This is a genomic window from Prosthecobacter sp. (genome assembly GCF_044378005.1).
Classification (GTDB): Bacteria; Verrucomicrobiota; Verrucomicrobiia; order Verrucomicrobiales; family Verrucomicrobiaceae; genus Prosthecobacter.
In genome coordinates this window covers 1-25216 of the sequence record NZ_JBILYB010000091.1, presented here as the reverse complement: position 1 = coordinate 25216, position 25216 = coordinate 1, and the positions used below count along the sequence as shown (strand labels likewise).

Sequence of the window (25216 nt, the reverse complement as noted above, 5' to 3'; positions counted from 1 at the left end):
TCAGGCGGTTTTTGTTCAGGCATCATCAAATGGTGGTGCAGCCACGACGACATCATCACTATCGTTGCTCCTTCCGACGATTGAGATTCCACTTTCAGCAAGTGCTAACGAATCGCTGTTTATCACGGCTCTGGCTGAGCGCATTAATGGCAAACCCGAAGTTTCGATTGATGGCGGGCGAGTTGATATTGTGACGGACAGATACGCCATTGAGGTCGACTTCCTCCAGAAGTGGAAAGAAGGTATTGGTCAGTCGCAGTTTTACTCAAACAAGACCAAGAAGCTCCCTGCACTCTTTCTTGTCCATGATCGTGGCCAGATCGACTCACACACACTTCAACTCGCAGCAGATGAAGCACAGCGTCTTGGTATACACCTTGTGTCGGTAGTGGCTACTCAATAACCACGACCGCAAGAACACCTTGGTGCTGGCAGTTCCACATTTACTGAAAGCAAAGCCCCCAGCGAAGATGCCCCCGCTCCCCACGTTTCATGTCCTCACATGAAACCCCTCCTCGCGTTCTTCCTCTCCCTCACCGCCGCGACCGCCGCAGACCTCACGCTGCTCGAAGCGGGCAAAACGGACTACCAGATCGTGTTGCCGGATGCGGCGCCGACTCCGGCCATTGATGCGAGTCTTCAGCAGACGGCTCGATTGCTCCAGACGGCGTTTTTGGCGAACAAAGCGGAGATCGCCATCGTGAGTGAAAAGGAGCGGGATGCCTCCAAGCCGGCGTTGATGCTTGGGAACACGGTTTTGGCGCAGAAGAACGGCCTCGACGTGACGAAGCTGCGGGATTGGAGCTATGTTCAGCGGGTGGTGGGGCGGGATGTGATCCTCGCGGGGAATGATCAGGCCTCGAGGGCGAAGGTGGAGAATGCGCGGAGGCCGAACTGGGATCGCGTGGGCACGGCGAAGGCGGCGGTGGACTTTGCGCGGGAGTTTCTCGGTGTGCGTTTCCTGTATCCTGATCTGCCGGGCTACACGCCGGTGAGTGGCGCGGCGAAGATCGATCTCATGGCGTCGCCCGCCATCGAGTTCCTGCCGATGAAGACGATCACGGTGCCGGACACGCTGAACGTGACGAAGACACCGCTGCTGCGCGTGAACTCGGCGCATCCGGCGGGCGGTTCGTTTTATGATCTCGCGCACAATCGCTTCCCGCGTGTGGATGAGCAGTTCGGCGGGCACACCTGGGAGCGAGCGGTGCCGGCGGAGTTGTTTGCGGAGCATCCGGAATACTTCGCGCTGATCAGCGGCTCGCGTTTGAAGCCGGAGGGCAACGGGCAGTATTGCCTGTCGAATCCCGATGTGCAGGAGCGCATCTATCGCGACCTCGTTTCGCACCTGGAGCGCGGCTTTGACAGCGTGGATCTCGGCCAGCCGGACGGCTTCCGCGAGTGCCAGTGCGAGAAGTGCGAGGCGCTCTACGGCACGGGCAAGGACTGGTCGGAGAAGATCTGGATCTTCAACCGCGAGGTGGCGCAGCGCGTGGAGAAATCGCATCCCGGCGGGCAGATCACGATGATGAGCTACATCCTCACCGCGCAGCCGCCGAAGACGTTTAACCAATTTCCCGCGAACACCTGCATCATGCTCACCGGCACGAACGAGGAAGACATCGCCCCCTGGCGCGGCATCGAGGTGCCGCGTGGCTTCACCGGCTACGTTTATAACTGGTGCCCGAACCTCGGCACGCGCTACACGCCGATGCGCACGCCGGGCTACATCGAGCTGCAGGTGCAAAGGCTCGCCGCCGCGCGCATCCAGTCGCTGTATCGCGACGGCCCCGGCCAGCTCTTTGGCCTCGAAGGACCGGTGTATTACACCATGGGCCGCATGTTTGATGATCCGGCGAACAACCACGCGAAGGACCTCATCCCCGAGTTCTGCGAGGGCGCGTTCCCGGACAAGAGCATCGCCTTCTACATGCGTGCCTTTTACGACGAGCTGTATCACGCCATCGCGCTCTACTCCGACCACATCGGCACGCGCACGGATGTGTGGACCTACAAACCACTGCCCACCGATGCTCGCGGACGCAAAACGGTGCAGGACCCGTTTCAGCTCATCGCCTTCCTCTACACGCCGCGACTGCTCTCGAGCCTCGAATCCAATCTAAGCCAGTCCGAGAAGCTCGCCGCCACGCCGAAGGTCAAGACACGCCTCGCGCTCGTGCGCACGGAGTTCGACTACTTGAAGCACTTCGCGAAGGTCGTGCATCTGCATCAGGCTTATCAAATGCTGCCCGACACCGGCTCGCTGCATCGCCTGCTCGATGCCATCGACGCGCGAAACGCCTTCATCGCCACGCTTTACGTCAAAGGTCATCAAAAGGAGTGGAACCACGTCCTCTTTCCCTTTCCCGGCCACGACGCCAAGCACCTGCAACTCGCCCACGACGGCTATCAGGAGCCGTATGCGAACACCTGCTTCAACTGGGACACGCAAGCCATGCGCCACGCCCCGCCGCCCGGCCTCAAAAAGCTCACCATCGCCAAAACGACCGCCAAACTCACGCTCGACAGCCCCGAGTGGCAAACCGCCACCGCGCACGAACTCACGCTCCTCCCGCCGCTGCACACGCTGCCGCGCCCGACGACCATCCGCCTGCTCTACGACGAAAACGCCCTCCACCTCCGCGCCGAAGCCACGCTCGGCGATGAAACGAAGTTCACCGCCTTCAACCGCGACCGCGTCCTCACGAATCAAGAAGCCATCGACCTCTACCTCGCCCCGAACCCCGCCCAACCGCTCTTCTACCGCTTCACCCAAGGTGCCCACGCCGCCAGCCGATACGACGCCCTCAACGGCCGCATCACCGACGTCATGGACCCGCGCCACGGCAAGGACGATCCCACCTGGAACGGCGACTGGACCAGCCAAACCCGCGTCGATGCGAAAACGAAGCGTTGGCACGCTCATCTCGTCATCCCCTTCAAAACTCTCGGTGCCGAACCACCCACCAAAGGCATCACCTGGAAAGCCAACTTCGGCCGCAACCACCAACTCCCCCGCGAGCAGGTGGATCGCGCGATTTGGTCCTCCGCCCTCACCAGCACCCGCATGGACGACACCGCCGTGATGGGCGAGATCGTGTTTGAGTGATCGGGGCATTCCTGTCCCGAAGATTCGAGATGTGCTCGGCTGCGTTTACGGCAACATCTAACGCGTCTCATTGATCCATGAAAACACTCCTCGCTTTCCTGACTCTTGGTTTTGTCTTGTCACTGCCTGCTGCTGAACCAGTGCCGGACAAGCTCGTGGTGCTGACGTTTGATGACTCGGTGGCCAGCCAGGCTACCTATGTGGCACCGCTGCTGAAAAAGCATGGCTTTGGGGCCACATTCTTCATCACGGAGGGCTTTGAGTTCCTCGTGGACAAAAAGAACTACATGACCTGGGAGCAAATTCAGGCGCTGCATGCGGCTGGCTTTGAGATCGGCAATCACACACGTAAGCATGCGGGCGTGAACAAGCAGAAGCCGGACCAACTGGCGGCCGATGTGGAGTTCATCGAACAGCAGTGTGAGAAATACGGCATCCCGCGTCCGGTGAGCTTTTGCTACCCTGGCTACGCCACCAGCGAAGCGGCGGTGAAGCTGCTACGGGAGCGGAGTTATCTGTTTGCGAGGGCTGGCGGTGCGAAGGCCTTTGATCCCGCTGCGGACGATCCTTTGCTCATGCCGCAGGCCTTTGACGGCAAGCCGGAGAGCACGCTGGAGCAGTTCAAAGCCGCCGTGGCGCAGGCGAAGGACGGCAAGATCGCGGTGATGACCTTTCACGGCGTGCCGGACATCAAGCACCCGTGGGTGAACACCGATCCGGCTAAGTTCGAGACCTACATGCAGCATCTGAAAGATGAGGGCTGCACGGTGATCGCCATGCGTGATCTTGCGAGGTTTGTTGCTGCGAAGCCATGACAAAATCATCATCGCATTGCAGATGATTTCCAAGACTCCTTATCTCCGAGTCTCCATAGATCACTCACTCCACATCGTAGTGTTTCTCGCTCACGGAATGATCGTGCTCATAGACCTGCTCCTTCATGAGGTTGCCTTTCTTTGACCAGTAGCGGTTCAGGCCGTGGCGCTTGCCGTGGTCGAAGTTTGTCTCGGTGGAGAGCACGCCATTCTCCCACCACTCTTTGACCACGCCGTGCAGGCGGCCTTCGGTGAAGGGGTATTCTCCCTTGGGCTGGCCGTTCTTGTGTTTGTCCCGCGCCACTCCTGTGAAGGGCTGATCTTTGAGGAAATAGACGTCGTCCTGCCATTTGAGATCCTGGTAGGCCGCCTCAGGGGCAGGGGCACATGCGGTGAGGCCAAGGGTGAGCCATAGGGCGGGGAGGAGGTGCTTCATGCGCCGATGGTGAATCAACGCGACATGCTCTGCAATGCCGGGCTTGTCGGCGGCGTTTACGCACACTCTTTTTTCCAACCATGCGCACTCTCGCCCTACTCCTCCTTTCCACCGCTCTCGCTGCCCACGCGGAACTGCGTCTCCCGGCCATCATTGGCGACAACATGGTGCTCCAGCAGAAGCAGACGAATCCCATCTGGGGCTGGGACACACCCGGCACGACGGTGAAGGTGAGCTTCGGTGACCAAACTAAATCCGGGACAGCTGATACGAAAGGCAAGTGGACCGTGAAGCTCGATCCCGTGCCTGCCAATGCAAAGCCTGCCTCGATGAGCATCGTGGGCACCAGCAGCCGCGAGCTGAAAAACATCCTCGTTGGTGAGGTCTGGCTCTGCTCCGGGCAATCGAACATGGGCTTCAATCTCGGCAGTGTCTGGGATGCTGATCTCGACATCGCCACGGCGAAGTATCCCAACATCCGCCTCATCTCTGTACCGCAGGTCGGCACACAGGAACTCCAGGACGACTTCAAAGGCCAGTGGGAAGCGTGCTCGCCGACGACAGCGGGTGCATTCACCGCCGTGGGTTATCATTACGGCCGCGTGCTGCATGAGATGCTCGGGGTGCCCGTGGGCCTGATCGACAACGCCTGGGGCGGCAGCGCCTGCGAGGCCTGGGTGCGCCGCGATGTGCTGGAGCAGGATGCCCGCTTCAAGAAGATGATCGCCCAGTGGAAGCAAACCGAGTCCACCTTCACAGACGCCGCCTTTGAAAAGCAACTGGCCGATCACAAAGTGAAGCTGGATGCCTGGTCCGCCGCTCGCAAGGAAGCCATCAAGGCAGGCAAGATGTTCACCGGCAATGCTCCACGCGCGCCGCAGAATCCTCTCCGCGGCCAGAAGCGCCCCGGCAATCTGTATGCAGGCTGCCTGAACCCGATCATCGGCTACGGCATCAAGGGTGCCATCTGGTATCAGGGCGAAAGCAATGCCTCCCAGGCCCACGAATACAGCTACCTCTTCCCTCTCATGATCACCCATTGGCGCAGCGAGTGGAAGCAGGGCGACTTCCCCTTCTACTGGGTCCAGCTTGCCGACTTCAAACCCGAGATGCCAGAGCCAGGCGACAGCGACTGGGCCGAGCTGCGCGAGAGCCAGACGAAGACCATGAGCAAGATCGCCAACGGTGGCCAATGCGTCATCACCGATCTCGGTGAAGCCAACGACATCCATCCGAAGAACAAGCGCGACGTGGCCGAGCGTCTCGCCCGCTGGGCGCTGGCGAAGGACTACGGCATGAAACTCGTGTATCGCAGTCCCGAGTTCAAAGAGATGAAGATCGATGGCGGCAAAGCGCTGCTCACCTTTGACCATGCGCCCACCGGTCTCCGCACCGTCGATGTCGATGAGGTCAGGGGCTTCGCCATCTGTGGTGCCGACAAGAAATGGTTCTGGGCCAAGGCCAGCATCATCGGCGGCTCGAAGAAAGGCACGAACCAGATCGAAGTCAGCAGCCCGCAGGTGGCTGCTCCCGTCGCCGTTCGTTATGCCTGGAGTGACAATCCCGTCTGCAATGTCTTCTCCCTCGAAGGCCTGCCGCTCACTCCTTTCCGCACCGATGACTTCCCCATGATCACCGATGCCAAGAACCCGAACGGCCTCGAGGCGGCTGTGGCAAAGCGTCAGGAAGAGATCAAAGCCACCGCACAGAAGCGCGCTGAAATGCTCAAGCAGCGCGAAGCCGCGAAGAAGGCCGGGAAGTGATCCACGCTCATATCCACCGAGACGGCACCTAAAGTGCCGGTCTCGGTAGTGTGTCATCCGAGTGCTTCCATTCCCAATACCGCGAGTGGCACGCGGAGTTGCTGGAGCGGTGTGGTGGAAGGCACGTCACTTTCAGGGTGCGAGTCAGTGAGGGGTTGTCCGATTACTTCAGCAGCTTTGAGAGATCTGGAGCCTCATTGGGCTGCACAATGAGGCAAATTTGCTGAGCTCATGTGTTTCGGGTCAAAGGAACGTTGCAGACTAGGCGAAGCCACGCCAAGCACTGCGAACACGAATCAATGTCCACCCACCCAGACACGCGTCGCACCTTCCACAACGAGCTGTGGAGGTCGCTGCCTTCAGGCGTGCTGGATGCCATGTCATCGACCTTTGGCATGTTGATCGCGGTGCGTGTCTTCCATCTCGGGCATATCGAGAAGTCCATTTTTCTCAGTGCCACCAGTGGTGGTCTGGTCACCAGTCTTTTCGTCATCCCGCTGCTGCTGAGATTTCGCAGCACCATCGCCCGCACGGCTGCAAAGGTGCAGATGCTCGGCGGTGCCTGCATGGCGGCTGCCGCCTTGTTCCCGCGTGACCCATGGATTTTCATTCTGGGGCTGAGTCTTGGGTTGTTTTGCTTCTCCATGCAGATCCCGCTGCTGACGCAGATCTACCGGCTGAACTACCCAGAAGCGCAACGCGGGCGGCTTTACGCCATCGCTGGTGTGACAAGATCGGCAGCTGCCGTTGGCTTCGGCTTTTTCGGTGGCTGGCTGCTGGGATTGAACCTGGAGAACTACGTCTGGCTGCTCTGGTGCTTTGCCGCCAGCGGCTTCCTTTCCGGTTGGTGGACCTATGGACTGCCAGCAGTGCCATGGGAGACCGCGGAGTCGGCTGACACGCGGTTGTTGTCTGCTCTCCGCTGGGTGCGCGCGGATCGTGACTTCCGCACGCTGCTGATTTCCTGGATGATGATGGGCATCGGCAATCTCGTGGCTGCCAGCCTCTTTGTGGAATACCTCGCCAACGCGAAGCACGGCATCAATCTGCCCGAGCGCACCGTTGCCTGGGTGGTCGGGGTGGTGCCGGTGACGCTGCGCATGCTCAGCTCCTACCATTGGGGCATTATTTATGATCGCGTGGGGCTTTTCATGGTCCGCTCCATCCTCAATGTCATCTTCGCGGTGGCCATCATGATTTTTTACCTCGGTCATGGACTGCCCGCCTGGTGTATCGGCATGGGGCTCTGGGGCGTGGCGAATGCGGGGGGGAATGTCACCTGGGGACTCTGGGTCACGAAACTTGCCCCGAAACACGCCGTCGCCGAATACATGAGCGTCCATTCCTTCCTGACTGGCGTCCGAGGGCTGCTGGCTCCGCCTCTGGCTTTCGCCGCCATCGAGGTCATGTCCTTCCAAAATCTCAGCCTGATCTGTGGGGCCTTCATCCTCAGCGCGAGTGCGTTCATCACGGTGAGGGCTCGGGGAAGTGACGATGAAACCCGCCGCCGACTGGGCCCTGGGGAGCGACTTTAAGCCGAGGAGGGCAGGGGAGTTATTGGGAAAGTTATGCTACATGTGAACATCTAGGATTGTTAAGATGTTAAGATCTGCTAAATAACTCGCGATTTTCCAGCATGTCCTCGAACACCTATCGACTCAGCGCCCGTGAGCGAACCGACCAGAAATTGGAGCGGTCGAAGCCTGCGAACACTCGTCGGCACCCGGTGGTGAAGCAGCGTAAAAAGGTGCGCACTTACAAGGGGCTCATCGCGGGTTTTCTGCTCCTGCCCCTGGCATTGATCACTGCCTTCACGATGGGAGAGATGCTCTTCCGGGCGCTCACGAGGTCGGACTTCTGGCGCTCAGAGCAGTTTATTTTCTTTACCACGGGCGGCTTTGCCTGGGCTGCTGCCTACTTGGCCGGGTGGCGTCCCGTGCATGCCTATGTACTGGGGCACGAACTCAGCCACCTTGTCGTCGCCCGAGCCTTTGGTGGCGAAATCTTCGGCTGGAGTGCCTCGCCCACGGGCGGCTACGTGGAGACCAATAAATCCAACACCTGGATCACGCTCGCCCCCTACCTCATCCCTTTCTATTCCGTGGCAGTCATGCTGATCTTCGGGCTTCTGGGCATGTTTTGGAACCTTCACGAGATGGTCACCTTGCCCATCGGCAGCCGGGGCGTGCATCTGCGGCCGGTCTGGTTCTTTTATGCCCTGCTCGGCATGACCTGGTGGTTTCACGTCACCTACACCATCAAGACCGTCCTCACACATCAAAGCGACCTCGAGCGCAATGGCGAGTTCTTCTCCATGAGCCTCATCTTCTTGGTCAACGTGCTCATCATCGTGGGTCTATACCTCAGCGCCGCTCCAGCGCCCGGCCACGAGTTCATCGAGCTCGGTCGCTGCTGGTCTGGCAATGCCGCCTGGGTCTGGAACGGCTTCTGGCAGATCCTCGGCTGAGGCCTGCCCCGTCATGCGCAGGTCAAACATGCGCATCGTTTTGAGCTTCCCCGCCGGGATGGCCTGTGATTTAACGGTCACTCCCCAACCCTCATGACCGACACCGCCCCCAACCCTGCCCGCACCGCCTGGATGGTCGTCGCGCTGCTGTTCCCCGTCGCGCTACTGAATTATTTGGATCGGCAGATGCTGGCCACGATGCAGAAATCCATGGTGGAGGACATCCCCAGCATCACGAACCAGGAAGCCTGGGGGGACGTGCTCGCCGCCTTCAAGTGGACCTACGCCTTTCTCAGCCCCATCGGCGGCTTCATTGCGGATCGTTTCAGCCGGCGTCGTGTCATCGGGTTCAGCCTGCTCGCATGGTCCCTTGTGACCTATCTCACCAGCTATGTCACCACCATGGATCAGCTCGTCTGGGCGCGTGCCGCCATGGGCATCAGCGAGGCCTTTTACATTCCCGCAGCGCTTGCCTTGATCACCGACTTCCACACCACAGGCACTCGTTCCATCGCTGTAGGTGTGCATCAGACTGGCATCTACCTCGGGCAGATGCTCGGCGGACTCGCGGGTTATGTGGCAGACGCGCCGGGCTACGGCTGGCAGTGGATGTTCAGCACCTGCGGCATGGTCGGGGTGATCTATGCGCTGCCACTTTTTGCTTCTTTAAAAAACGCCCCCCATCGTGCCGATGCGGTGCCTTCAGCGTCTCCCGCCGCGAGCCTCCGCGAACTGCTTTTCAATCGAAACTTCCTCCTCCTCGTCGCCTACTTCACCCTGCCAGCCATTGCCGGGTGGGTGATTCGTGACTGGGGTCCGAAGATCCTGCGGGATCAATTCGCCCTGGAGCAAGGCCGCGCAGGCATGATCGCCGTCTTCACCGTGCAGATCGCATCCCTTCTCGGGGCCTTGCTCGGCGGTTTCCTGGCGGATCGGCTCATGCGCCGATCACTGCGCGGACGCATCTTTGCCAGTGCCCTCGGTATGGTGCTCTTCCTCCCGGCGCTCTTTGGTGTCGGTCATGCGCCCACCATCACACTTGCCATCGTCGCGCTCGCTGTGTTTGGCCTTGGTTGGGGCTTCTTTGATTGCAACAACATGCCCATCCTGAGCCAGATCACGCGACCTGAAGTCCGCGCCACCGGCTACGGCATCATGAACCTAGTCAGCATGACCTTCGGCGGCCTTGGCGACAAAGGCTACGGTGCCCTCCGAGATCGTGGCGTCGCCATCGACTACATCTTCGGCGTCTTCGCCGGAATCGCTCTGCTTTCCATCATAGTTGTCCTGCTCATCCGCCCGAAGGAGAACTGATTTTTCATCCAACGGGCATCAGCTCCGGCACAGGATCTCCGAACGGCAGGATCGACATCGGGCGGCCTTGGAAGTCATCAAAGGTATCGTCGGGGTTGATGCCCAGGTGCTGGTAAACGGTCGCCCAGAGGTCATTCGGGCTCATCGGGCGCTCAATGGGATACTCGCCGCGCGGGTTCGTGGCACCGATGACCTGCCCGGTGGCCATACCACCGCCGAAGACGATGTTCGACATTGACTGCGGCCAGTGATCACGCCCCGGCTGGGTCACACCGGTCTGCGTGCCGATCTGCGTGTTGATCTTTGGCGTGCGGCCAAACTCACCTGTTACCACCACGAGTACATCCTTCTCCAGACCACGGGAATAGATGTCCTCAATCAGCGCCGACACTGCCTGATCATAGACCGGCATGCGCCAGCGGCAGTCGGCGAACATGTCGCAATTCACCGCGTGGCTGTCCCAGTTGTAGGTGCAGTTTTTCGGGATTGTTTTGCTCGGGAAAGGATTCTCCCAGACCATCGTCACAAAGCGGCAGCCCGCCTCCACCAGACGACGCGCCAGAATGCCGCGCTGCCCGTAGGCCGACCAGCCATAGCGCTCGCGCAGCTTTGTCGGTTCCTGGGAAAGGTCGAAGGCCTGCTGCACCTGCGGGGTCGTGAGCATCGAGAAAGCTTGCTGGCTGAAGCTATCCATCGCCTCCATCAGGCCGCTGCGATCCATGTCCCGCCTCAGCTTGTCCATGCCTGAGAGCAGATGCATCCGGTCATCCAGCCGCGTCTCCATGTCAGATGTCAGGCCGATGTTCTCCACCTTGAAGTCCTTCGCGCTCGGATCGCCAGCCACGAGAAAAGGCGTCGTCGAAGGCCCGAGATAGGCCGAGCCGAGTGAGAAGGTATCGATCCCGCTGCGTCCGCGATCCACGCCCGCCACGCATACCGGCATCGGTTGATCGGCTCGCTGGAGCTTGCGGTTGATGATCGACTGCACACTCGGCGCATCATTCACAAAGCCCACCGGCAGCGCTGGATTCCGCCCCGTCATGAAGCGCTTGTGCCCGCCGCCATGGTCGGAGAACTCATGATGGATGCTGCGGATGATGTTAAACTTGTCCGTCAGCTTCGCCTGCTGCGGGAAAAGCTCGCAGATCTGCGTGCCCGGCACCTTTGTGCGGATCGGATTCAGCACGCCGCGATACTCCACCGGCGCGTTCGGCTTCATGTCATAGCTTTCGAGCTGCGACATCCCACCCGGCAGCCAGACAAAGATCACCGACTTCTCCTTCAGCTTCCGCCCGCTGTTTTTGGCGATGCTTTCTGCCCTGAGAAAGTCACTCATGCCCAAGCCCAGTGTGCTCAGCGAGCCGATCTCCAAAAAGCTCCGCCGTGAAAGCGGGCCACGGCAGCGATGAGATGGGGCAGGGGAGTCGGGCATGAGAGAAGTGATCAAGCAACGCGCCACTGCTCACTTCTATTTCAGAACTGGACCTTCAATGATTCACAGGGAAAGGCCTCTAATCGCTGGCTCGTAAGTAACCCATGTGCCCGCGTCTGCTTTCCTCCGCCTGTCTCGTCCTGTTCTCCACCCTCCAGGCTGCTGATCCTGTGGCGAAACCAGTCGAGCTGGATGCCGCCAAGTTCCCTTCCATCCAGGCTGCGTTCGATGCCCTGCCGGTTTCCGGTGGCCTGGTAAAGCTTCCTCCTGGAAAGGTCGAGATCCGTGAGCCGCTCGTCATCAAGACCGAAGACACCCGCGTCATCGGCTCCGGTGCCGCGACATGGATCAAGAACCTCAACGAAGAGGGCAAGCCCGCCCTCATCCTGCGTCCACCGACACTCGATCAGGACAAAAAGGCGCGACTCTGGCGCGTGCAACTTGCTGACTTCCGCATCGAGGGGCAGGAGAAAAGCGGCGATGGTATCTTCGCCGAGGGCATCCAGGAGATCTATCTCGAAGGCATGAGCATCGACCACCACGGCGCTCATGGCATCCACCTCGTCGATTGCTTTGAAGACCCGCGCATCGCCGACTGCATCCTCACCTACAACAAAAAGTGCGGCATCGAGATCGTGAACTGCCACGACATCGTCGTGAATGCCAACCACTTCGAAGAGAACCAGGACGCGCTGCATTGCACGGACAGCTTCAACCTCTGCATGAATGGCAACAACGTCGATGACCACCTCCGTCACGGCGTCGTCATCGAAAACACCTACGGCTCCGTCGTGAGTGGCAACATGATCGAGGAGTGCAATGGCACGGCCATCATTTTGGATCGTGACTGCTACGGCATCACCCTCAGCGCCAACGTCATCGCCCATCACCTGGAGGGTGGCATCGACTTGCGGGATGCCCATGGCTGCTCCGTCAGTGCAAACACCATCGTGCTGGCCCACAAGTTCGGCGTCCGCGTGAGCAAAGACAGTGGTCGTCACGCCATCACTGGGAACAGCTTCACCAATACCTACATCGGCGGCGGCCTCGACAAGCGTCCGGCGGAAGGCCCCACTCCCATGCACATTGATGAAGGCAGCGGCATCTTTATTGATGGTGGCCAGGACTGTGCCATCACCGGAAACACCTTCACCGGCCTCAGCACCATGGCCGTCTGGAGTGCGAAAGGCAGCGCCGGGCTGCTGGTGACAAACAACGTCTGCTACGACTGCGGGCGTAAGCTGCCCAAAGGCGGCCTTTGGATCGATGTGAACACGAGCGTGGAGTCTCTCATTAAAGATAATTTGACCCGCAGGTGATTCACCCGAATCTGGCACAGCCAAATGCTCGACCTGCAACGTTACAAAGAAGGAAGTCTCCGAAGCGAAGTCCACTTTACCCGAGTGGCCCTGTGGGCGCACCTAGTGGTGGGAGGAGTGGCGGTTGTGCTGCTGCTGTTTCATGAGGTCTTCCGCTGGGCTGCCGGTGCTGGACTCTGGTATCTCATGACTGTCCTGCTTATCACTGGCATTCTCTCCGGCATGGCGGTCTGTCGCTGCCTGCTTGCCCTCTTCTTCTTTATCTTCACCATCGGTGGCATCCTTTTCCTTGGGCATGTGTTGCCCGAGTTAAAGCCCGAGCAACCACCGCTCATCTCCCATTCGCTCCTGCCTCTGTGGCTGGGTCTGGTCAATGTCACTTATGCGGCGGGCGGGATCTTCTTCCTGCTCAATGTGCGCATCCGCAAAGCCTGCGACATCGGCTTCAAGCTCTGGTAGCAGCCCCGCTTTGCATCTTGTCAGGTCGCTTCACGGGGCACATCATCGCTCAGCGAATCCCACCCCACTCTTTCCTGATCATGGCCGACACGCCCCTCCTGCGCATCCGCGATTTGAAGATCGACTTCCGCCGCCACGGCTCCCCGCCCACTCAGGCTGTGCGTGGTATCAGCCTCGACCTCGCCCAGGGCGAGACCATCGCCATCGTCGGTGAAAGCGGCAGTGGCAAAAGCGCCACCGCCCTCGCCCTAGCGCGACTTCTTCCTGAGCCGCAGGCCAGCATCACCGCGACCGAACTCAGCATCGCCGGGCATCATGTCCTCAAAATGAGCGAGAAGGAACTTCGTCAGGTGCGCGGCAAAGAGATCGCCTACGTCTTCCAGGAGCCCACCACCTCGCTGAATCCCGTCCTCCAAGTGCGCACCCAGATCGGGGAGGCTCTCTCCCTCCATCGCCCCGATGTCAAAGACCGCGAGGCCGAGATCCTGCACTGGCTCACTAAAGTCGGCATCACCGAGCCCGAAAAGCGCCTCCGTGCCTACCCGCACGAGCTTAGCGGCGGCATGCAGCAGCGCGTCATGATCGCCATGGCCCTTTGCTGTCGGCCCAAGCTACTCATCGCCGACGAGCCCACCACCGCGCTCGATGTCACCATCCAGAAGCAGATCATGGAGTTGCTCGCCACCCTCCGCCGGGATCTCGACATGAGCATGATCCTCATCACTCATAACTTCGGCATCATTCGTGGCGTCGCCGACCGCGTCGCCGTCATGTTCCGTGGCCAGATCGTTGAAACCGGTCCCACTGAGCAAGTCCTCTCCAACCCCCAGCATCCCTACACGCAGGCATTGCTGGATTGCGTCCCCCGCATGGGTGCCAAGCAAGCCCGCCTCCGCACCATCGACTACGCCGCCCTCGGCTGAGATTATCTCCGCAGCGCGACAATAAAAATCGCAAGCTGGTGTGTCGAGATGCCATCACCCCTCCAAGTTTGAAACTCGTTTTACTCACCCAGGGTGGCTGGCTTGCTGGGGAAGAAGTGTTCGCTGATGGCGAGTTTTGCCTGCGTGGTGAGTTTTTCCCGCTAAACAACGCTGATGAATGAATCTCTCCTCCGCGTCCAGCAAGCCACTTTCACCCGTGGGGGGAGGCGCATCCTGGAAGGGATCGACTGGCAGGTGAACCGAGGGGAGCACTGGTGTGTGCTGGGGCCGAACGGCTGTGGGAAGACCTCGCTGATCAATCTGATCACGGGGTATGAACCTGCGACAGATGGCATCATCCAGATCGGAGAGGACACGTTCGGTAACAGCGACTGGCGGGAGGTGCGGAAGCGTGTGGGACTGGTGACGAACACGCTGACAACTTACATGGAGCCAAGTGAGCCGGTGATGCATGTGGTGGCGAGCGGTCGGGACGCGAAGCTGAACCTCTGGCAGCCGCCATCCGCCACGCTGAAGAAGCAGGCGGCGGGGCTCATCGAGGCGGCTGGCTGCGAACATTTGAAGAAGTCGCTCTGGGGCACGCTTTCGCAGGGGGAGAGGCAGAAGATCCTGATCTGCCGTGCGCTGATGGCGCGCTTTGAGGTGCTGATCCTGGATGAACCCTGCGCGGGGCTGGACCCGGTGGCGCGGGAGCAATTCCTCTCCTGGATGAGTGAGATCAGCACGTGGCCGGAGGCACCATCTCTGGTGATGGTGACCCATCATGTGGAGGAGATCCTGCCGTGCATCACGGACGTCTTCTTGCTGCGCGCGGGGCGTGTGCTCGGGCAGGGGGAGAAGACGAAAATGCTGACGAGCTCCGCACTGAGCACGCTTTATGGAGCGCCGGTGAAGCTGACGCAGAAGGAAGGGAAGTATGCGCTGCGGGTGCTTTAATTCAGCTGACTGAGTGACACGGCGGCAATGATGCCGATGAGCGCCAGCAGGAGGAGCACGAGGAAGACCTTCACGATGATGGAGGTCTTGTACTTCACATGCGGTGTGGCGGCGATGATGTCCTTGTATTCAGGGGAGAAGACCATCGCGGCTTTCTTGCCGAGTAGGTTTGCCAGGATCAAAGCACTGATCAAGGTGCCCAGGGGAAAGCCGAGCAGGCCGATAAAGGAAAGGACCACCGTGGGCCAGCGCGCCCAGGAACGGAGACGGCGGAGGCCATAGGCGAGGACTAAATGCGCGATTCCTGTCAGGAAGAATGCCGTCAAAGCTATTGGGCCGATGGTTTCTGCCCGATCATCCTCAGGTGTAACAAGAATTGGCAATGCCACGGATAGTCCAAGGACTAGAAATGCTCCAAGGTAGTACAACGTGCCCACTGACTTGACGGTGGCCTCGACCTTGATGTGCTCCTGGCGGATGGCTTCGGCCTCCTCGATTTCGGAGCGTGGGGCGGAGAGGATGGTGACTTGCGGCGGGGCGTAGGGATTGGATTCCATGTCACGCGCTTATCACCCGAGGTTCGGGGTGGCGTCGAGCACAAAAAACCGGCGAACCCTTTCGAGTTCGCCGGTGGGAAGCGGGTCTTCTTTCAATCAGCTCCAGAGGCTCTGAGGGTAGGCCCCGGCGGCAACGAGTGCCTGGATGGAGGCGACGACGTCGGCCTTGTCTTCAGGGTAGGTGACGCCGAACCAGGAGTCGTTCGACTCCAGCACGGTGACGTCGGCTTTGCCAGACTGGATGAGTGCATCGACTTCCTTGGGCACGTAGCACTCGGCTTTCAAGTCGGTGCCGTTCACTTTGAGGAACTCGGTGAAGGCGGCGCGGAGGTGGGGGAAGATGTCAGGCGTGAAGCCGAAGAAGTTCATGGAGACGACTTCGGAGCCGGTGAGAGGCAGGGCGGGGTCGGTCTCGCGGTTCTCGGCACCGCTGGCGGTCTTGAAGATCTTGGTCATCTCGGTGACGGAACTCAGTCTGCCGCTGGCATCACGGGTGCAGACGCCACGGGCGACGCTGCCGTGATCGGAGAGGGTGTTCCGCAGGTAGTAGCCGACCATGGAGTAGTGGCTCTTGCCATCGTCCGGGCGCGGGGTGGTGAGATCGGCGGCGATCTTCGCGAAGGCATCGCGCCCGTAGAAGTCGTCGGCATTGATCATGAGGAAGGGCTCATGCACGACTTTCTCGGCGGCGAGCACGGCGTGGGCGGTGCCCCAGGGCTTGGTGCGGCCTTCGGGGAGGGAGAAGCCGGCGGGGAGGTCAGTGATGTCCTGGAAGGCGTAGTCCACTTCGATGCGGTCGCCAAACTTGCTGCCGATCTGCGTGCGGAACTGCTCCTCGAAGTCGCGACGGATGACGAAGACGACTTTGCCAAAGCCGGCGCGGATGGCATCGAAGACGGAGTAGTCGAGCACGACTTCGCCAGAGGGGCCCATGGCGTCGAGTTGCTTGAGACCGCCGTAACGGCTGCCCATGCCGGCAGCGAGGATGAGGAGAGTGGGTTTCATTGGGAGAAAGGAGGCGCGCCAGATGCGGTGCGCGGCGCGATTGATGGACAGGGCAGGGGACCTGTCAAAGCCGATGTCGTGGCTATCGCGACAGAGTCTTATTTCAAGAGGCGAGCGAGTCGTGACTTGCTCGCAATTGACTGCAACCCTAGCCTTTGAGGTCACGTAACTTCGAAGCTTATTTCTAAATCATGAAAAAGACCACTCGCCTCACCTTCGCCGCCATCGCACTGAGCTGCCAGCCACTCATGGCTGACGCTCTCTCGGATTCCTATCTGGCCATGTTCAGACCACTGCCCACGGAAGCCCCAGCTCCTGACAATGAACTGACCGAAGCCAAGATCAATCTGGGGCGGATGCTCTATTATGAGACACGCATTTCCAAGGGAGGAAAGATGAGCTGCAACTCCTGCCACATGCTGGACAAATACGGCCAAGACAATCTGCCCTTCTCACCCGGCCATGAAGGCAAGCTCGGCGGACGCAGTTCTCCATCGACTTACAATGCCGCGCTACACGTCGCCCAGTTCTGGGATGGACGCGCCCCAAGCGTGGAAGAGCAGGCCAAAGGCCCCGTGCTTAATCCCGTGGAAATGGGCATGCCGAGCGCTGACTTTGTGGTGGATGTGCTGAAATCCATTCCCGGTTATGTCGATGCCTTCAAGGCCGCCTTCCCCGGTGAAGCAGAACCCATCAACTACAACAACTTCGGCAAGGCCGTGGGTGCCTTTGAGCGCAAGCTGGTGACTCCATCCCGCTGGGATGAGTTTCTGAAAGGCAAGAAGGATGCCCTGACATCCGAAGAAGCCAAAGGCTACGAAACCTTTGCCAAAGCGGGCTGCGCCACCTGCCACAATGGTCCTGCCATCGGTGGTGCGATGTACCAAAAGCTTGGTCTGGTGAAGGCCTGGCCTGATCTCAAAGACGCCGGTCGTATGGAAGCGACGAAACAAGAGAGCGACAAACACTTCTTCAAAGTCCCAAGCCTGCGCAACATCACCGAAACCGGCCCCTATCTTCACGACGGCTCTGTGAAGAGCCTCGAAGACATGGTCAGCAAGATGGCGGAGCATCAACTGGGCAAAGTGCTGACGGCTGATGAGACCGCCAGCATCGTGACTTTCCTGAAGGCGCTGAAAGGTGAGCTGCCGAAGGAATACATCGCCCAGCCGAAGCTGCCTGAGAGTGGCCCGAACACGCCGAAGGCATGATTTAAGTCTGTCTGATCAACGGAAAAGCCCGCCAGTGATGGCGGGCTTTTTTTGGGCATGTGCTCCGAGAGCCGAGCTAAAGAAACACCAGGGCAGCGACCACGACGCTGATGATGGCGCAGACGAGGACGGCTCCCGCAGCAGCATCTTTGGCGCGGCGGATGTGCTCGTCGGGCTCGGTGGTGATGCGGTCGCAGAGGACTTCGAGAGCGGAGTTCATCAATTCAGCGGCCCAAACAAGGGAGATGCAGCCGAGGATGGCGCACCACTCCCCTTGGGAGATGTTTTGCACAAAGCCGAGCATGACGACGGCGACTGTGGCGGCGGCGTGGATGCGCAGATTTCGCTGAGTGCGCAATGCCCAGCCGATGCCTGAGAAGGCACAGCGGAAGCTGCGAAGCAGAGGCCGGATCACAGGAAAGTGGTGGCGACTAGCTGCCAGTGGCGGCGGTGGGTGGGACAGCGGCGGACTCGTTCACTCTCGTGCGCAGTTCAGCCACCCATTTCGGGGCGTCTGGATGGGCCGGGAATTCTTTGATCACCTTGAGCATGTCAGCCATGGCATTGATCACAGACGGCCCCTTTTCATAGAGATGGGTGGCGCGCTCCCAGCGCATGGCGGGCAGTTCATTTTGCAGCCAGAGGATGTATTCCGGCTCACTCATCTGCTCTTTGCGGAAGGCACCTTCGTTATTGATGCGGCTGTCCCAGAGTGTGGGCAGGGAGTCCTTGGCCTCAGATTCGGCGAGGTAGAAAAGCGTGGACTGATACATGCCGCCGATATTGATGGGATCACGGCTCCAATGCTGGCGGTTGAGGTAGCGGTCGAGCTGGTAGGCTTCGACGATGGGACTGTTCGGGCCGCAGGCGCGGTTGATCATGCCCAACGCACGTCCCTGGAGCTTCGGGGCGGATGCGACGAGATCTTGAATGTAGCTCTGAAGCTTGGGGATCATCTTTTTGAATTCCTCCTCCTTTGACTCATGGGCCTCCAGCGTCAGGATGAGATAACGCATGCCGAGACGCAGAGCGATGCCGTTGTCTCCCTGCTCATCGTCGGCACCTGCTCCAGCCTTGGCTTTGCGTTCCATGTTTTTTTCGATCTGCTCGGCGCGCTGGCGTGCCTCAGTTTTGCTCGCCTCCTTGCGCTCGCTGTTCACGAGCACGTCACACTCGGTGTAAAATTTGATCGCCGCCTGATCGCTGGCGATGGCGGAGTTTAGCTTTGCAAGGATGGAGGAGAGATTGCTGCCGCGCTTGGCCAGGATGTCAGCTTCCAGCGCTTTGAGTTGATCGAGCACCGTGTTCACCTGGGCCTCGGTGAGTTTCGGCGCAGGTTCAGCGGGGGCGGCGGGTGTTTGAGCGGAAAGCGTGGCGGCGCTGGCGGCCAGCATGAGCAGAAAGACGGTTTTCATGGCGAGTGGTTGGGGGAAGTGGGAACGCAACGTAAACGGACAACTCACACTTTAATGAGAGTCGATGTGTGATGGCGAGCCAGAAATTTCAGGGCCTCAGTCCGGCACGAGCTGGCGGCGCTCCAGTCCGAGCTGGGAGCGCCGGTCACGCCGCAGGCGGATCTGCTCACGCACGAGGCCATCACTGCCCTGGGTGCTGTATTCCACATTCACGGTCACGAGCTGCGGCATGGCATCCAGAGTCACGATGCGGAAGACGGGCTCTCGTTTGCTACGAAAAAAGGCGTGCAGGGGAATGTGCGGATGCGCGGCATTCCACAGCCATCGCGCGGGCTGGAAGTCATCGAGCTCGGACAATGCCTGCAACACCTCGCGGATGATTTTCTCCTCATGATGGCGCAGCAGCTTCGAGGCCGCACGGCGGCTGAGTACTTGCTCCAGAAAGGCGGCCACGGGATTGAGATGATCCTCCTCCATCTCGGTGATGATCTCCTCTGCGCAGTCCTTCATCCGAGCGCGAAATTCCTCCCGCGAGATGCGGCCCGAGTCGAGCATGTTGAAGAGTTGTCTGGGGCTGAGGGGAGGGGCGGACATGAGTGAGATAAAAGAAAGCCCGGAGACCTTGGCGGTGCTCCGGGCTTGAGACTAAACGACGGATCAGGCCTGACCGACGACGTATTCGTACATGCCGTGGCGGCCAGGATACGGAATCGGATACTTGCCATCCTTGTCTGCGATCAGCGGAGCCGCGCCATCGAGGGTGAGTTCGTTCACCTTCGGGGCAAATTCATGGTCGTGGGCCATGAGCTGGTCAAAGGTGACAAGCTGTCCGGTGTGTGCGCTCATGCGGCCCATGACGGTGACGAGGCTGGCCATGGCTCCGCGCTCGACTTCGCTATAAGGCTTGTTGTTCACGATGGCTTCCACGAGATCCTGCCACTCGAGATCGTATGGATTTGGTTCCTGCTTCGGTCCGCGCCAGATGATGTCCGCCGCCACTTTGTTCTGACCTTTGAAAGTCATCGCACGGGAAGGGAAGTGACCGGCGCTGGAGACCACGGCCGAACCCTTGGTGCCATGCACATAGCTTGCGAATTCGTTGTGCGTCTTCATGGCGTTGCGGCCTTCGAGCCAGAATTTCGTGCCGTCGCGGAAGGTGTACTCCACGCTGTAGTGGTCGAAGTTTTGGTCCACATACTCACCGCGCTCCGTGCGGCCACCGGTGGCTTTGGCTTCGATCGGGAAGTCGTTCTTCATCCAGCAGATCTCGTCGATGTTGTGGATGTTGAAGTCACTGAAGGCTCCCCCGGAGGCCCAGAGGAAGCTATGGAAGTTCTTGATCTGGTAGATCAGCTCATTCGGGTCGGTTTTGACATCACGCGGCTTGGTGAAGCAGGTGCCCACTGGCCCCTGGAGACGATAAGCACGACCCAGGATGATCTCGCCGATCTCTCCCTGCTGGATGCGGTCAAAGAGCTCACCACGCACACGGCAGTGGCGGCACATCAGGCCTACGCCGACCTTCATGTTTTTTTCCTGAGCCTTCTTGCCGAGTTCCAGCATGCGCTTGCCGCTCGGGGCATCCACGCAGATGGGCTTTTCCATGAAGACGTTCACGCCTTTCTCGATGGCGTATTGGAACTGCACCCAGCGGAAAGCGGGCGGTGTGGCGAGGATGACGACGTCATTCGGACGCAGCATGTCGATCGCCTTTTTGTAGGCATCGAAGCCGATGAACTTCGAGTCAGCGGAGACGCTGAAGCGGTCCGGGTGCTTGGCGCTGAGGCCGTTGAAGCTGGCTTCGAGGCGGCTTTCCTGCACATCCGCCATGGCGATGAGGCGGGTGCCCTGCTTCACGCCCATGGAGTTGCTGGCCGCGCCCGTGCCACGGCCACCGCAGCCGACGAGGGCCACGTTGATGATGTCATCGCCAGCGGCGTGCACATAGGGGATCTTGATGCCGGAGAGCACAGACAGGCCGACGGTGGCCTGGGTGGCGGACTTGATGAAATCTCGGCGTGAGCTGATGGCTGGGGTATTTTCCATAGAGGTGAAAAGTGTGGCCGAAACCAACGCCACGCCGCAAGCATTCTTTGTGGGCATTCTTTGCGGAAATAAAAGCCTGCATGACTTGCCAGGCACCGGGACTGCCTCTTTCAGCAGGCCTAGCGCCCTTTTCGAAGTGAGGCCAATGATCTCCTCAGACCTTTGCTAATTCGAGCAGTTTTCGGATTCTGCTGGTTTCTGCCGCCGAGGTTTTGGCGACGAAGCCTCGGGCGTGGGCAAAGTGGACGTCGGGCTCCTTGTCGATGCGGGTGAAGTCGTAGCGCGGGTTGTCGTTGTGGCGGGAGAGTCCGTAGCCGCTGCCCCGGCGGTCGGGGTAGATGAGGGCGGCGATGCTGCTGCTTTTGCCGATGCTCTCCAGGTAGCGGCCAATGCCGGCGGAGGGATCGTCGGGAATGGGCTCGGTGCGGGGGAGAAAGAGGATTTCATGGTCCTCGACGCTCCAGATCTCCGCATTCTGAGCAACGAAGTCGATGCGGCTGCGCAGCTCTCCCAGATACTCCAGAAGATCCTGGCCGATGTAGCTGAGGATTTCCCAAAGGGGCTCGCCAGGCTCCAGGCGTTTGGCTTTGGCGAAACGACGCAGAAGGGTGATGTCGATGGGTGAGCTGAGCTTGTTCATGGTGGCGCGATCCACGCCGAGCCACTGGGCGGTGACATTGGGACCGCGAGTATCAAACCACTCCGCGGGCTCCAGCCAGTCGCAGAACTGGCGGGCGTCTTCATAGACGCCGAGATGCTGGAGCACGAGGCTCAGGGCGCACACCGGCGGGTGGTCCGCAGGAAACTGATGGTGGTCGAAGTTGTGCCGCTCGGGCACATGTTCGCCACCGACATCGACGACGGCGATGGTGGGATCGGCGAGATCGGCCTCGGTAGGTTCGCGGCGCACGATGGGCACGCGGTGAACGGCGGCAAGGAGGCTGCAGGCGAGGAGTTCGTCCTTATGAGAGCCGCCGGGATGAGTGAGGATGAGGGAGAGCATTGAGGGAAAGGGGGGATGTGCTGTGCACGGAGGCATGAAAATGCGGAGGCCGTCTTCGTTCGTTGTTCTGCGAAGGGCAAGGGTGCAGAAGGCTTTGAGGCCGGTTGGTGGTCCACAACTTTGCTGTGTGCTGCCTTTTCAGCGCCAGACGAAGCAGCACCTCATCGGATTACTTGGGCTTGTTCTCGTAGAGCTTCGGCAGGCGCTTGAGGTCGTATTCAGGCTCGGGATCGGTGCCCAGGCATCGGGCCATGGTGGGATCGGAGGTCCAGGTGGCGACGACTTGCTCTTTGCCATGGAGGATGCGGATGACGGCACCGCGATACTTGGGCTCCGTCTTGCCACGCCTGGGGTCTTTAAGGCCGAGGCCGTCGAGGTCATCGGCGCGGCCATCGTAATGATTTTTGGCCTTGGTTTTGAACTCGGCCTTGTGGGTCGCCATGCTGCGCAGTTGCAGTTTTTCGCTGCCCTCGGCCATGAGGTAGTTCAGGTGCTTCAGCTCGGTGTCGCCGAGGAGCCACCACTGGGCAGTGACCTCGGTGGGGTGCTGGGAAAGATTCACCAGTTCGATGGAATAGACCCATTGGTAACCATTGCGCTTCATCGGCTGCTCGGTGAGCCGTCCGCTGAGCCTGATGTTCGGCGTCTCCTGGCCGATGGCGCCTGCGCGCTCCATCTCTTCTTTGAAGATCTTGGCGGCTTCCTCCTTGGTCTGGCCGAAGTTGTTCGTCGGTGGTTTGATGCTGAGTTTGGCGTTGAGGATCTCGCGCTCGATGTCCCGGAACTGGGTCAGGTAGGCGAGGTCGCGGGCGGCATCAGCGGCATTGTTGGCGCGACTCTTGGAGGGGGCGACGAGGCGCACGTTGGAGATGTCACGAGAGAAGTGCGGCACATGCTCCAGGGGGACGATGTATTCAAAAACGGCCTGGGAGCCTGCGTCCCCGAATTTCGTGATCATGCCGGTGAACTGGTGCTTGTCATCAAAGCAGCCGAGGACATGGGCTTGCTGCCACATTTGCACGAGGCTGCGCTGCATGGCCTGACGCTGAAGCGTGCCGACGCTGGGCTGGAATTCGAAAGCCTTGCCGATCAAGGCGCTGCCATCCGGGCCGCCAGTCTGGGCGCTGGTCTCCATGGCGTTGAGGATGCGGATGATCTGGCCTTTGACCTGGTTCAGTCCACCCGGCTCGGCTTTGGCCGTGAGGCCCATGGGCCGGAGTTGCGGGGCGAGCGCCTTGGCGAGTGGGTAGGTCACGGCCCAAGCGGTGTGGGCGGCCGCCAGCCCACCGAAGAGGAGGAGAAAGGAAATCGCGCGGGGGCTGGAGGGTTGGCTCATTTCCAGTCGATTCTGAATGGTGGGTTTAGTTTCGACAAGAATGAAAACGGGGGCTCCATTGGCCGTGCCCGGTTCTGTGGCCTTGACCTCAGCCACCACTCCGGCCAGTAACCCGCCATGTCTCCGCCCTTTGAATCCATTCTCCGCGCCCGCCTTTATGGCATCGTCGATCTCGGCTATGTGAAGCCGGAGCAGGTCGTGGAGATGACCCGCGCTCTTTGTGAGGGGGGCGTGGACATCTTGCAGTTACGGGCCAAGCGCGCGACTGCCGCCGAGGTGGAGGCGCTGGCCCGTGCCATGCATCCGGTGACGCGTGATCTCGGCGTGCCTCTGGTGATCAATGACCATCTCGAAGTGGCCGCCAACGTGGGCAGCGAGGGCGTGCATGTCGGGCAGGACGACGACTCCGTGGCGAAAGCTCGCTCGGTCGTGGGGCAGGGGATCTTTGTGGGCAAGTCCACCCACAGTCTCGCCCAGGCCGAGGCTGCGCAGGTGGAGGGGGCGGACTACATCGGCTTCGGGCCGCTCTATGCCACGGGAACAAAGCCTGACTACACGCCCATCGGGCTGCAAGACATCACCGAGGTGCATCGCCGTGTCGCCCTGCCCATCTTTTGCATCGGCGGTGTGAATGCTGCCCGTGCCCCCGAAATTCTGGCCGCTGGCGCACGCCGGGTTGTCGTCGTCTCCGCCTTCCTGCTCGCCGCCGATGTCCGTGCCGAGGTGCGTCAGTTGAAGGCGATGCTGCCTTGATGTGGCGGGCGGGCTCTGTTTTAGATGCCGCATCTTATGCGCTGCCTTTTCCTCATCTTCCTCCTGCCTGTCGCCGCGTGGTCTCAGGCGGTGACTTTGCCGAAACCTTACTCCCCGCTGCCAGCGATCATGGTGGAGTGGGCGGAGGCGCAAAAGACCATGCCCGATATGGAGGTAGGCTTTCAGCAGACGCGCACCATCCCTACACTGAAGCAGCCCGTCAGCGCACGCGGTCAATTCTGGCGTTTTCAAGACGGAGCTTTCCGCTGGGAACTCGGTGAGCCTGCGGCCACCGTGCTCGTGCATGACATGAAGGAGTTCCGCGTCCGCGAGGCTGCTGACTCTCCCTGGCAGGTGCTGGAGGAAGATGATCCGCGTTACCGCATGTGGGCGCGCTTTCTCAGCGGGCGCGAAGCCTCCCCCGAAGACCTCACGCGGCATTTCATCGTCAAAGTCGCCGAAGACAGTCCCGGTGTGGCCACCGTGACGCTGCGCCCGAAGGCCCCGTTTGTGAAACGCTACCTGAAGCAGCTCGATCTCCAGATCAGCCACAGTACGAAACGCCTGCTCCAGCTCCGCGTCCTACAGGGCGATGGTTCCACCATGCTGATGCAGTTCGATGAGCCGCAGCCAGTGACGGCTGTGGAGAAAGCGAAGCTGCTGGCGAGGTAGGCGACGGGAGAAGTGGAGGAGTGCTCAGTTCACAGTGCGCAGTCTCCCGCGACACCGCTTGACGGCACCAAGCGGCATTTTCATTGAGCACTGAGCATTGAGCACTGAGCACTGAGCACTGAGCACTGAGCACTGAGCACTGAGCACTGAGCACTGAGCACTGAGCACTGAGCACTGAGCACTGAGCACTGAGCACTGAGCCGCCCCTCCGGCCTAAGCGGACT

The 25216-nt window shown here is 60.2% G+C and carries 23 protein-coding genes and 1 pseudogene; 14 read left to right on the top strand and 10 right to left on the bottom strand.

Features of this window, described 5'->3' with window-relative positions; all coding sequences use genetic code 11:
* The 3 genes and pseudogenes from AC6FTP_RS16785 to AC6FTP_RS16775 form a co-directional block, all read left to right on the top strand.
* Positions 1-403: pseudogene (locus AC6FTP_RS16785) on the top strand (hypothetical protein); the annotation flags it as partial.
* A gap of 99 nt (positions 404-502) precedes the next feature.
* Positions 503-3109, top strand: a complete 2607-nt coding sequence (locus tag AC6FTP_RS16780) for a DUF4838 domain-containing protein (protein ID WP_497208073.1) — start codon at positions 503-505, stop codon at positions 3107-3109.
* 77 nt (positions 3110-3186) lie between these two features.
* Positions 3187-3924, top strand: coding sequence for a polysaccharide deacetylase family protein (locus AC6FTP_RS16775; RefSeq protein WP_497208072.1), 738 nt, complete (start codon positions 3187-3189; stop codon positions 3922-3924).
* Positions 3925-3988: 64 nt separating this feature from the next.
* Here the strand turns inward: AC6FTP_RS16775 and AC6FTP_RS16770 are convergent, their stop codons facing one another.
* Complete coding sequence (locus tag AC6FTP_RS16770) at positions 3989-4360, bottom strand: toxin-antitoxin system YwqK family antitoxin (RefSeq protein WP_497208071.1); 372 nt, start codon at positions 4358-4360, stop codon at positions 3989-3991.
* 80 nt (positions 4361-4440) lie between these two features.
* Between AC6FTP_RS16770 and AC6FTP_RS16765 the strand changes: the two genes are divergently transcribed.
* From AC6FTP_RS16765 to AC6FTP_RS16750, 4 genes are all read left to right on the top strand, one after another.
* Positions 4441-6123 carry a sialate O-acetylesterase gene (locus tag AC6FTP_RS16765; protein WP_497208070.1) on the top strand — a complete coding sequence of 561 codons (1683 nt, stop codon included), beginning with the start codon at positions 4441-4443 and terminating at the stop codon, positions 6121-6123.
* A gap of 299 nt (positions 6124-6422) precedes the next feature.
* Positions 6423-7658: an MFS transporter gene (locus AC6FTP_RS16760; protein WP_497208069.1), complete on the top strand. Its 1236-nt coding sequence runs from the start codon at positions 6423-6425 to the stop codon at positions 7656-7658.
* Positions 7659-7759: 101 nt separating this feature from the next.
* The gene (locus tag AC6FTP_RS16755; protein WP_497208068.1) at positions 7760-8590 is read left to right on the top strand and encodes a hypothetical protein; all 831 of its coding nucleotides are present in this window, start codon (positions 7760-7762) and stop codon (positions 8588-8590) included.
* Positions 8591-8683: 93 nt separating this feature from the next.
* Positions 8684-9904 (top strand): MFS transporter, encoded by a 1221-nt coding sequence (locus tag AC6FTP_RS16750; protein ID WP_497208067.1) that lies wholly within the window; start codon positions 8684-8686, stop codon positions 9902-9904.
* A 4-nt stretch (positions 9905-9908) separates the two neighbouring features.
* Here the strand turns inward: AC6FTP_RS16750 and AC6FTP_RS16745 are convergent, their stop codons facing one another.
* Positions 9909-11336, bottom strand: a complete 1428-nt coding sequence (locus tag AC6FTP_RS16745; RefSeq protein ID WP_497208066.1) for a DUF1501 domain-containing protein — start codon at positions 11334-11336, stop codon at positions 9909-9911.
* 104 nt (positions 11337-11440) lie between these two features.
* Here AC6FTP_RS16745 and AC6FTP_RS16740 point away from each other — a divergent pair, with 104 nt between their 5' ends.
* The 4 genes from AC6FTP_RS16740 to AC6FTP_RS16725 all read left to right on the top strand — a co-directional run bounded on the left by AC6FTP_RS16740 (position 11441) and on the right by AC6FTP_RS16725 (position 14994).
* A complete protein-coding gene (locus AC6FTP_RS16740) occupies positions 11441-12655 on the top strand; it encodes a right-handed parallel beta-helix repeat-containing protein (protein ID WP_497208065.1) in 1215 nt (404 codons plus the stop codon).
* A 24-nt stretch (positions 12656-12679) separates the two neighbouring features.
* Complete coding sequence (locus AC6FTP_RS16735; protein WP_497208064.1) at positions 12680-13114, top strand: hypothetical protein; 435 nt, start codon at positions 12680-12682, stop codon at positions 13112-13114.
* A gap of 80 nt (positions 13115-13194) precedes the next feature.
* Positions 13195-14037 carry an ABC transporter ATP-binding protein gene (locus tag AC6FTP_RS16730; protein WP_497208063.1) on the top strand — a complete coding sequence of 281 codons (843 nt, stop codon included), beginning with the start codon at positions 13195-13197 and terminating at the stop codon, positions 14035-14037.
* A 174-nt stretch (positions 14038-14211) separates the two neighbouring features.
* On the top strand, positions 14212-14994 hold the full coding sequence (locus AC6FTP_RS16725; protein ID WP_497208062.1) for an ABC transporter ATP-binding protein: 783 nt from the start codon (positions 14212-14214) through the stop codon (positions 14992-14994).
* On the opposite strand, the gene AC6FTP_RS16720 is transcribed toward AC6FTP_RS16725, so the two are convergent.
* Positions 14991-15551, bottom strand: coding sequence for a hypothetical protein (locus AC6FTP_RS16720; protein ID WP_497208061.1), 561 nt, complete (start codon positions 15549-15551; stop codon positions 14991-14993). The two genes, AC6FTP_RS16725 and AC6FTP_RS16720, sit on opposite strands and share 4 nt — an antisense overlap.
* Positions 15552-15647: 96 nt before the next feature.
* Positions 15648-16556, bottom strand: a complete 909-nt coding sequence (locus AC6FTP_RS16715) for a nucleotidyltransferase family protein (RefSeq protein WP_497208060.1) — start codon at positions 16554-16556, stop codon at positions 15648-15650.
* A gap of 191 nt (positions 16557-16747) precedes the next feature.
* Here AC6FTP_RS16715 and AC6FTP_RS16710 point away from each other — a divergent pair, with 191 nt between their 5' ends.
* Complete coding sequence (locus tag AC6FTP_RS16710; protein WP_497208059.1) at positions 16748-17767, top strand: cytochrome-c peroxidase; 1020 nt, start codon at positions 16748-16750, stop codon at positions 17765-17767.
* Positions 17768-17843: 76 nt separating this feature from the next.
* On the opposite strand, the gene AC6FTP_RS16705 is transcribed toward AC6FTP_RS16710, so the two are convergent.
* The 6 genes from AC6FTP_RS16705 to AC6FTP_RS16680 all read right to left on the bottom strand — a co-directional run bounded on the left by AC6FTP_RS16705 (position 17844) and on the right by AC6FTP_RS16680 (position 23567).
* On the bottom strand, positions 17844-18182 hold the full coding sequence (locus AC6FTP_RS16705; RefSeq protein ID WP_497208058.1) for a diacylglycerol kinase family protein: 339 nt from the start codon (positions 18180-18182) through the stop codon (positions 17844-17846).
* 16 nt (positions 18183-18198) lie between these two features.
* Positions 18199-19182, bottom strand: a complete 984-nt coding sequence (locus AC6FTP_RS16700) for a hypothetical protein (RefSeq protein WP_497208057.1) — start codon at positions 19180-19182, stop codon at positions 18199-18201.
* Between the two features lie 96 nt (positions 19183-19278).
* Positions 19279-19776, bottom strand: coding sequence for a hypothetical protein (locus tag AC6FTP_RS16695; protein ID WP_497208056.1), 498 nt, complete (start codon positions 19774-19776; stop codon positions 19279-19281).
* Between the two features lie 63 nt (positions 19777-19839).
* Complete coding sequence (locus AC6FTP_RS16690; protein WP_497208055.1) at positions 19840-21228, bottom strand: Gfo/Idh/MocA family protein; 1389 nt, start codon at positions 21226-21228, stop codon at positions 19840-19842.
* 154 nt (positions 21229-21382) lie between these two features.
* Positions 21383-22231: an MYG1 family protein gene (locus tag AC6FTP_RS16685; protein ID WP_497208054.1), complete on the bottom strand. Its 849-nt coding sequence runs from the start codon at positions 22229-22231 to the stop codon at positions 21383-21385.
* Positions 22232-22400: 169 nt separating this feature from the next.
* The gene (locus tag AC6FTP_RS16680) at positions 22401-23567 is read right to left on the bottom strand and encodes a hypothetical protein (protein ID WP_497208053.1); all 1167 of its coding nucleotides are present in this window, start codon (positions 23565-23567) and stop codon (positions 22401-22403) included.
* 117 nt (positions 23568-23684) lie between these two features.
* Here AC6FTP_RS16680 and thiE point away from each other — a divergent pair, with 117 nt between their 5' ends.
* Positions 23685-24320 carry a thiamine phosphate synthase gene (gene thiE / locus AC6FTP_RS16675; protein ID WP_497208052.1) on the top strand — a complete coding sequence of 212 codons (636 nt, stop codon included), beginning with the start codon at positions 23685-23687 and terminating at the stop codon, positions 24318-24320.
* Between the two features lie 36 nt (positions 24321-24356).
* On the top strand, positions 24357-24992 hold the full coding sequence (locus AC6FTP_RS16670; protein WP_497208051.1) for a LolA family protein: 636 nt from the start codon (positions 24357-24359) through the stop codon (positions 24990-24992).
* Positions 24993-25216: the final 224 nt, after the last annotated feature.

Excerpts from the sequence above, each read along its gene's own strand:
- thiE (WP_497208052.1), top strand. The coding sequence starts at position 23,685 with ATGTCTCCGCCCTTTGAATCCATTCTCCGCGCCCGCCTTTATGGCATC.
- AC6FTP_RS16765 (WP_497208070.1), top strand. The coding sequence starts at position 4,441 with ATGCGCACTCTCGCCCTACTCCTCCTTTCCACCGCTCTCGCTGCCCAC.
- AC6FTP_RS16740 (WP_497208065.1), top strand. The coding sequence starts at position 11,441 with ATGTGCCCGCGTCTGCTTTCCTCCGCCTGTCTCGTCCTGTTCTCCACC.
- AC6FTP_RS16690 (WP_497208055.1), bottom strand. The coding sequence starts at position 21,228 with ATGGAAAATACCCCAGCCATCAGCTCACGCCGAGATTTCATCAAGTCC.
- AC6FTP_RS16715 (WP_497208060.1), bottom strand. The coding sequence starts at position 16,556 with ATGAAACCCACTCTCCTCATCCTCGCTGCCGGCATGGGCAGCCGTTAC.
- AC6FTP_RS16780 (WP_497208073.1), top strand. The coding sequence starts at position 503 with ATGAAACCCCTCCTCGCGTTCTTCCTCTCCCTCACCGCCGCGACCGCC.
- AC6FTP_RS16685 (WP_497208054.1), bottom strand. The coding sequence starts at position 22,231 with ATGCTCTCCCTCATCCTCACTCATCCCGGCGGCTCTCATAAGGACGAA.
- AC6FTP_RS16735 (WP_497208064.1), top strand. The coding sequence starts at position 12,680 with ATGCTCGACCTGCAACGTTACAAAGAAGGAAGTCTCCGAAGCGAAGTC.
- AC6FTP_RS16750 (WP_497208067.1), top strand. The coding sequence starts at position 8,684 with ATGACCGACACCGCCCCCAACCCTGCCCGCACCGCCTGGATGGTCGTC.
- AC6FTP_RS16770 (WP_497208071.1), bottom strand. The coding sequence starts at position 4,360 with ATGAAGCACCTCCTCCCCGCCCTATGGCTCACCCTTGGCCTCACCGCA.
- AC6FTP_RS16775 (WP_497208072.1), top strand. The coding sequence starts at position 3,187 with ATGAAAACACTCCTCGCTTTCCTGACTCTTGGTTTTGTCTTGTCACTG.
- AC6FTP_RS16730 (WP_497208063.1), top strand. The coding sequence starts at position 13,195 with ATGGCCGACACGCCCCTCCTGCGCATCCGCGATTTGAAGATCGACTTC.
- AC6FTP_RS16755 (WP_497208068.1), top strand. The coding sequence starts at position 7,760 with ATGTCCTCGAACACCTATCGACTCAGCGCCCGTGAGCGAACCGACCAG.
- AC6FTP_RS16725 (WP_497208062.1), top strand. The coding sequence starts at position 14,212 with ATGAATGAATCTCTCCTCCGCGTCCAGCAAGCCACTTTCACCCGTGGG.
- AC6FTP_RS16710 (WP_497208059.1), top strand. The coding sequence starts at position 16,748 with ATGAAAAAGACCACTCGCCTCACCTTCGCCGCCATCGCACTGAGCTGC.
- AC6FTP_RS16700 (WP_497208057.1), bottom strand. The coding sequence starts at position 19,182 with ATGAAAACCGTCTTTCTGCTCATGCTGGCCGCCAGCGCCGCCACGCTT.
- AC6FTP_RS16695 (WP_497208056.1), bottom strand. The coding sequence starts at position 19,776 with ATGTCCGCCCCTCCCCTCAGCCCCAGACAACTCTTCAACATGCTCGAC.
- AC6FTP_RS16745 (WP_497208066.1), bottom strand. The coding sequence starts at position 11,336 with ATGCCCGACTCCCCTGCCCCATCTCATCGCTGCCGTGGCCCGCTTTCA.
- AC6FTP_RS16670 (WP_497208051.1), top strand. The coding sequence starts at position 24,357 with ATGCGCTGCCTTTTCCTCATCTTCCTCCTGCCTGTCGCCGCGTGGTCT.
- AC6FTP_RS16760 (WP_497208069.1), top strand. The coding sequence starts at position 6,423 with ATGTCCACCCACCCAGACACGCGTCGCACCTTCCACAACGAGCTGTGG.
- AC6FTP_RS16680 (WP_497208053.1), bottom strand. The coding sequence starts at position 23,567 with ATGAGCCAACCCTCCAGCCCCCGCGCGATTTCCTTTCTCCTCCTCTTC.
- AC6FTP_RS16720 (WP_497208061.1), bottom strand. The coding sequence starts at position 15,551 with ATGGAATCCAATCCCTACGCCCCGCCGCAAGTCACCATCCTCTCCGCC.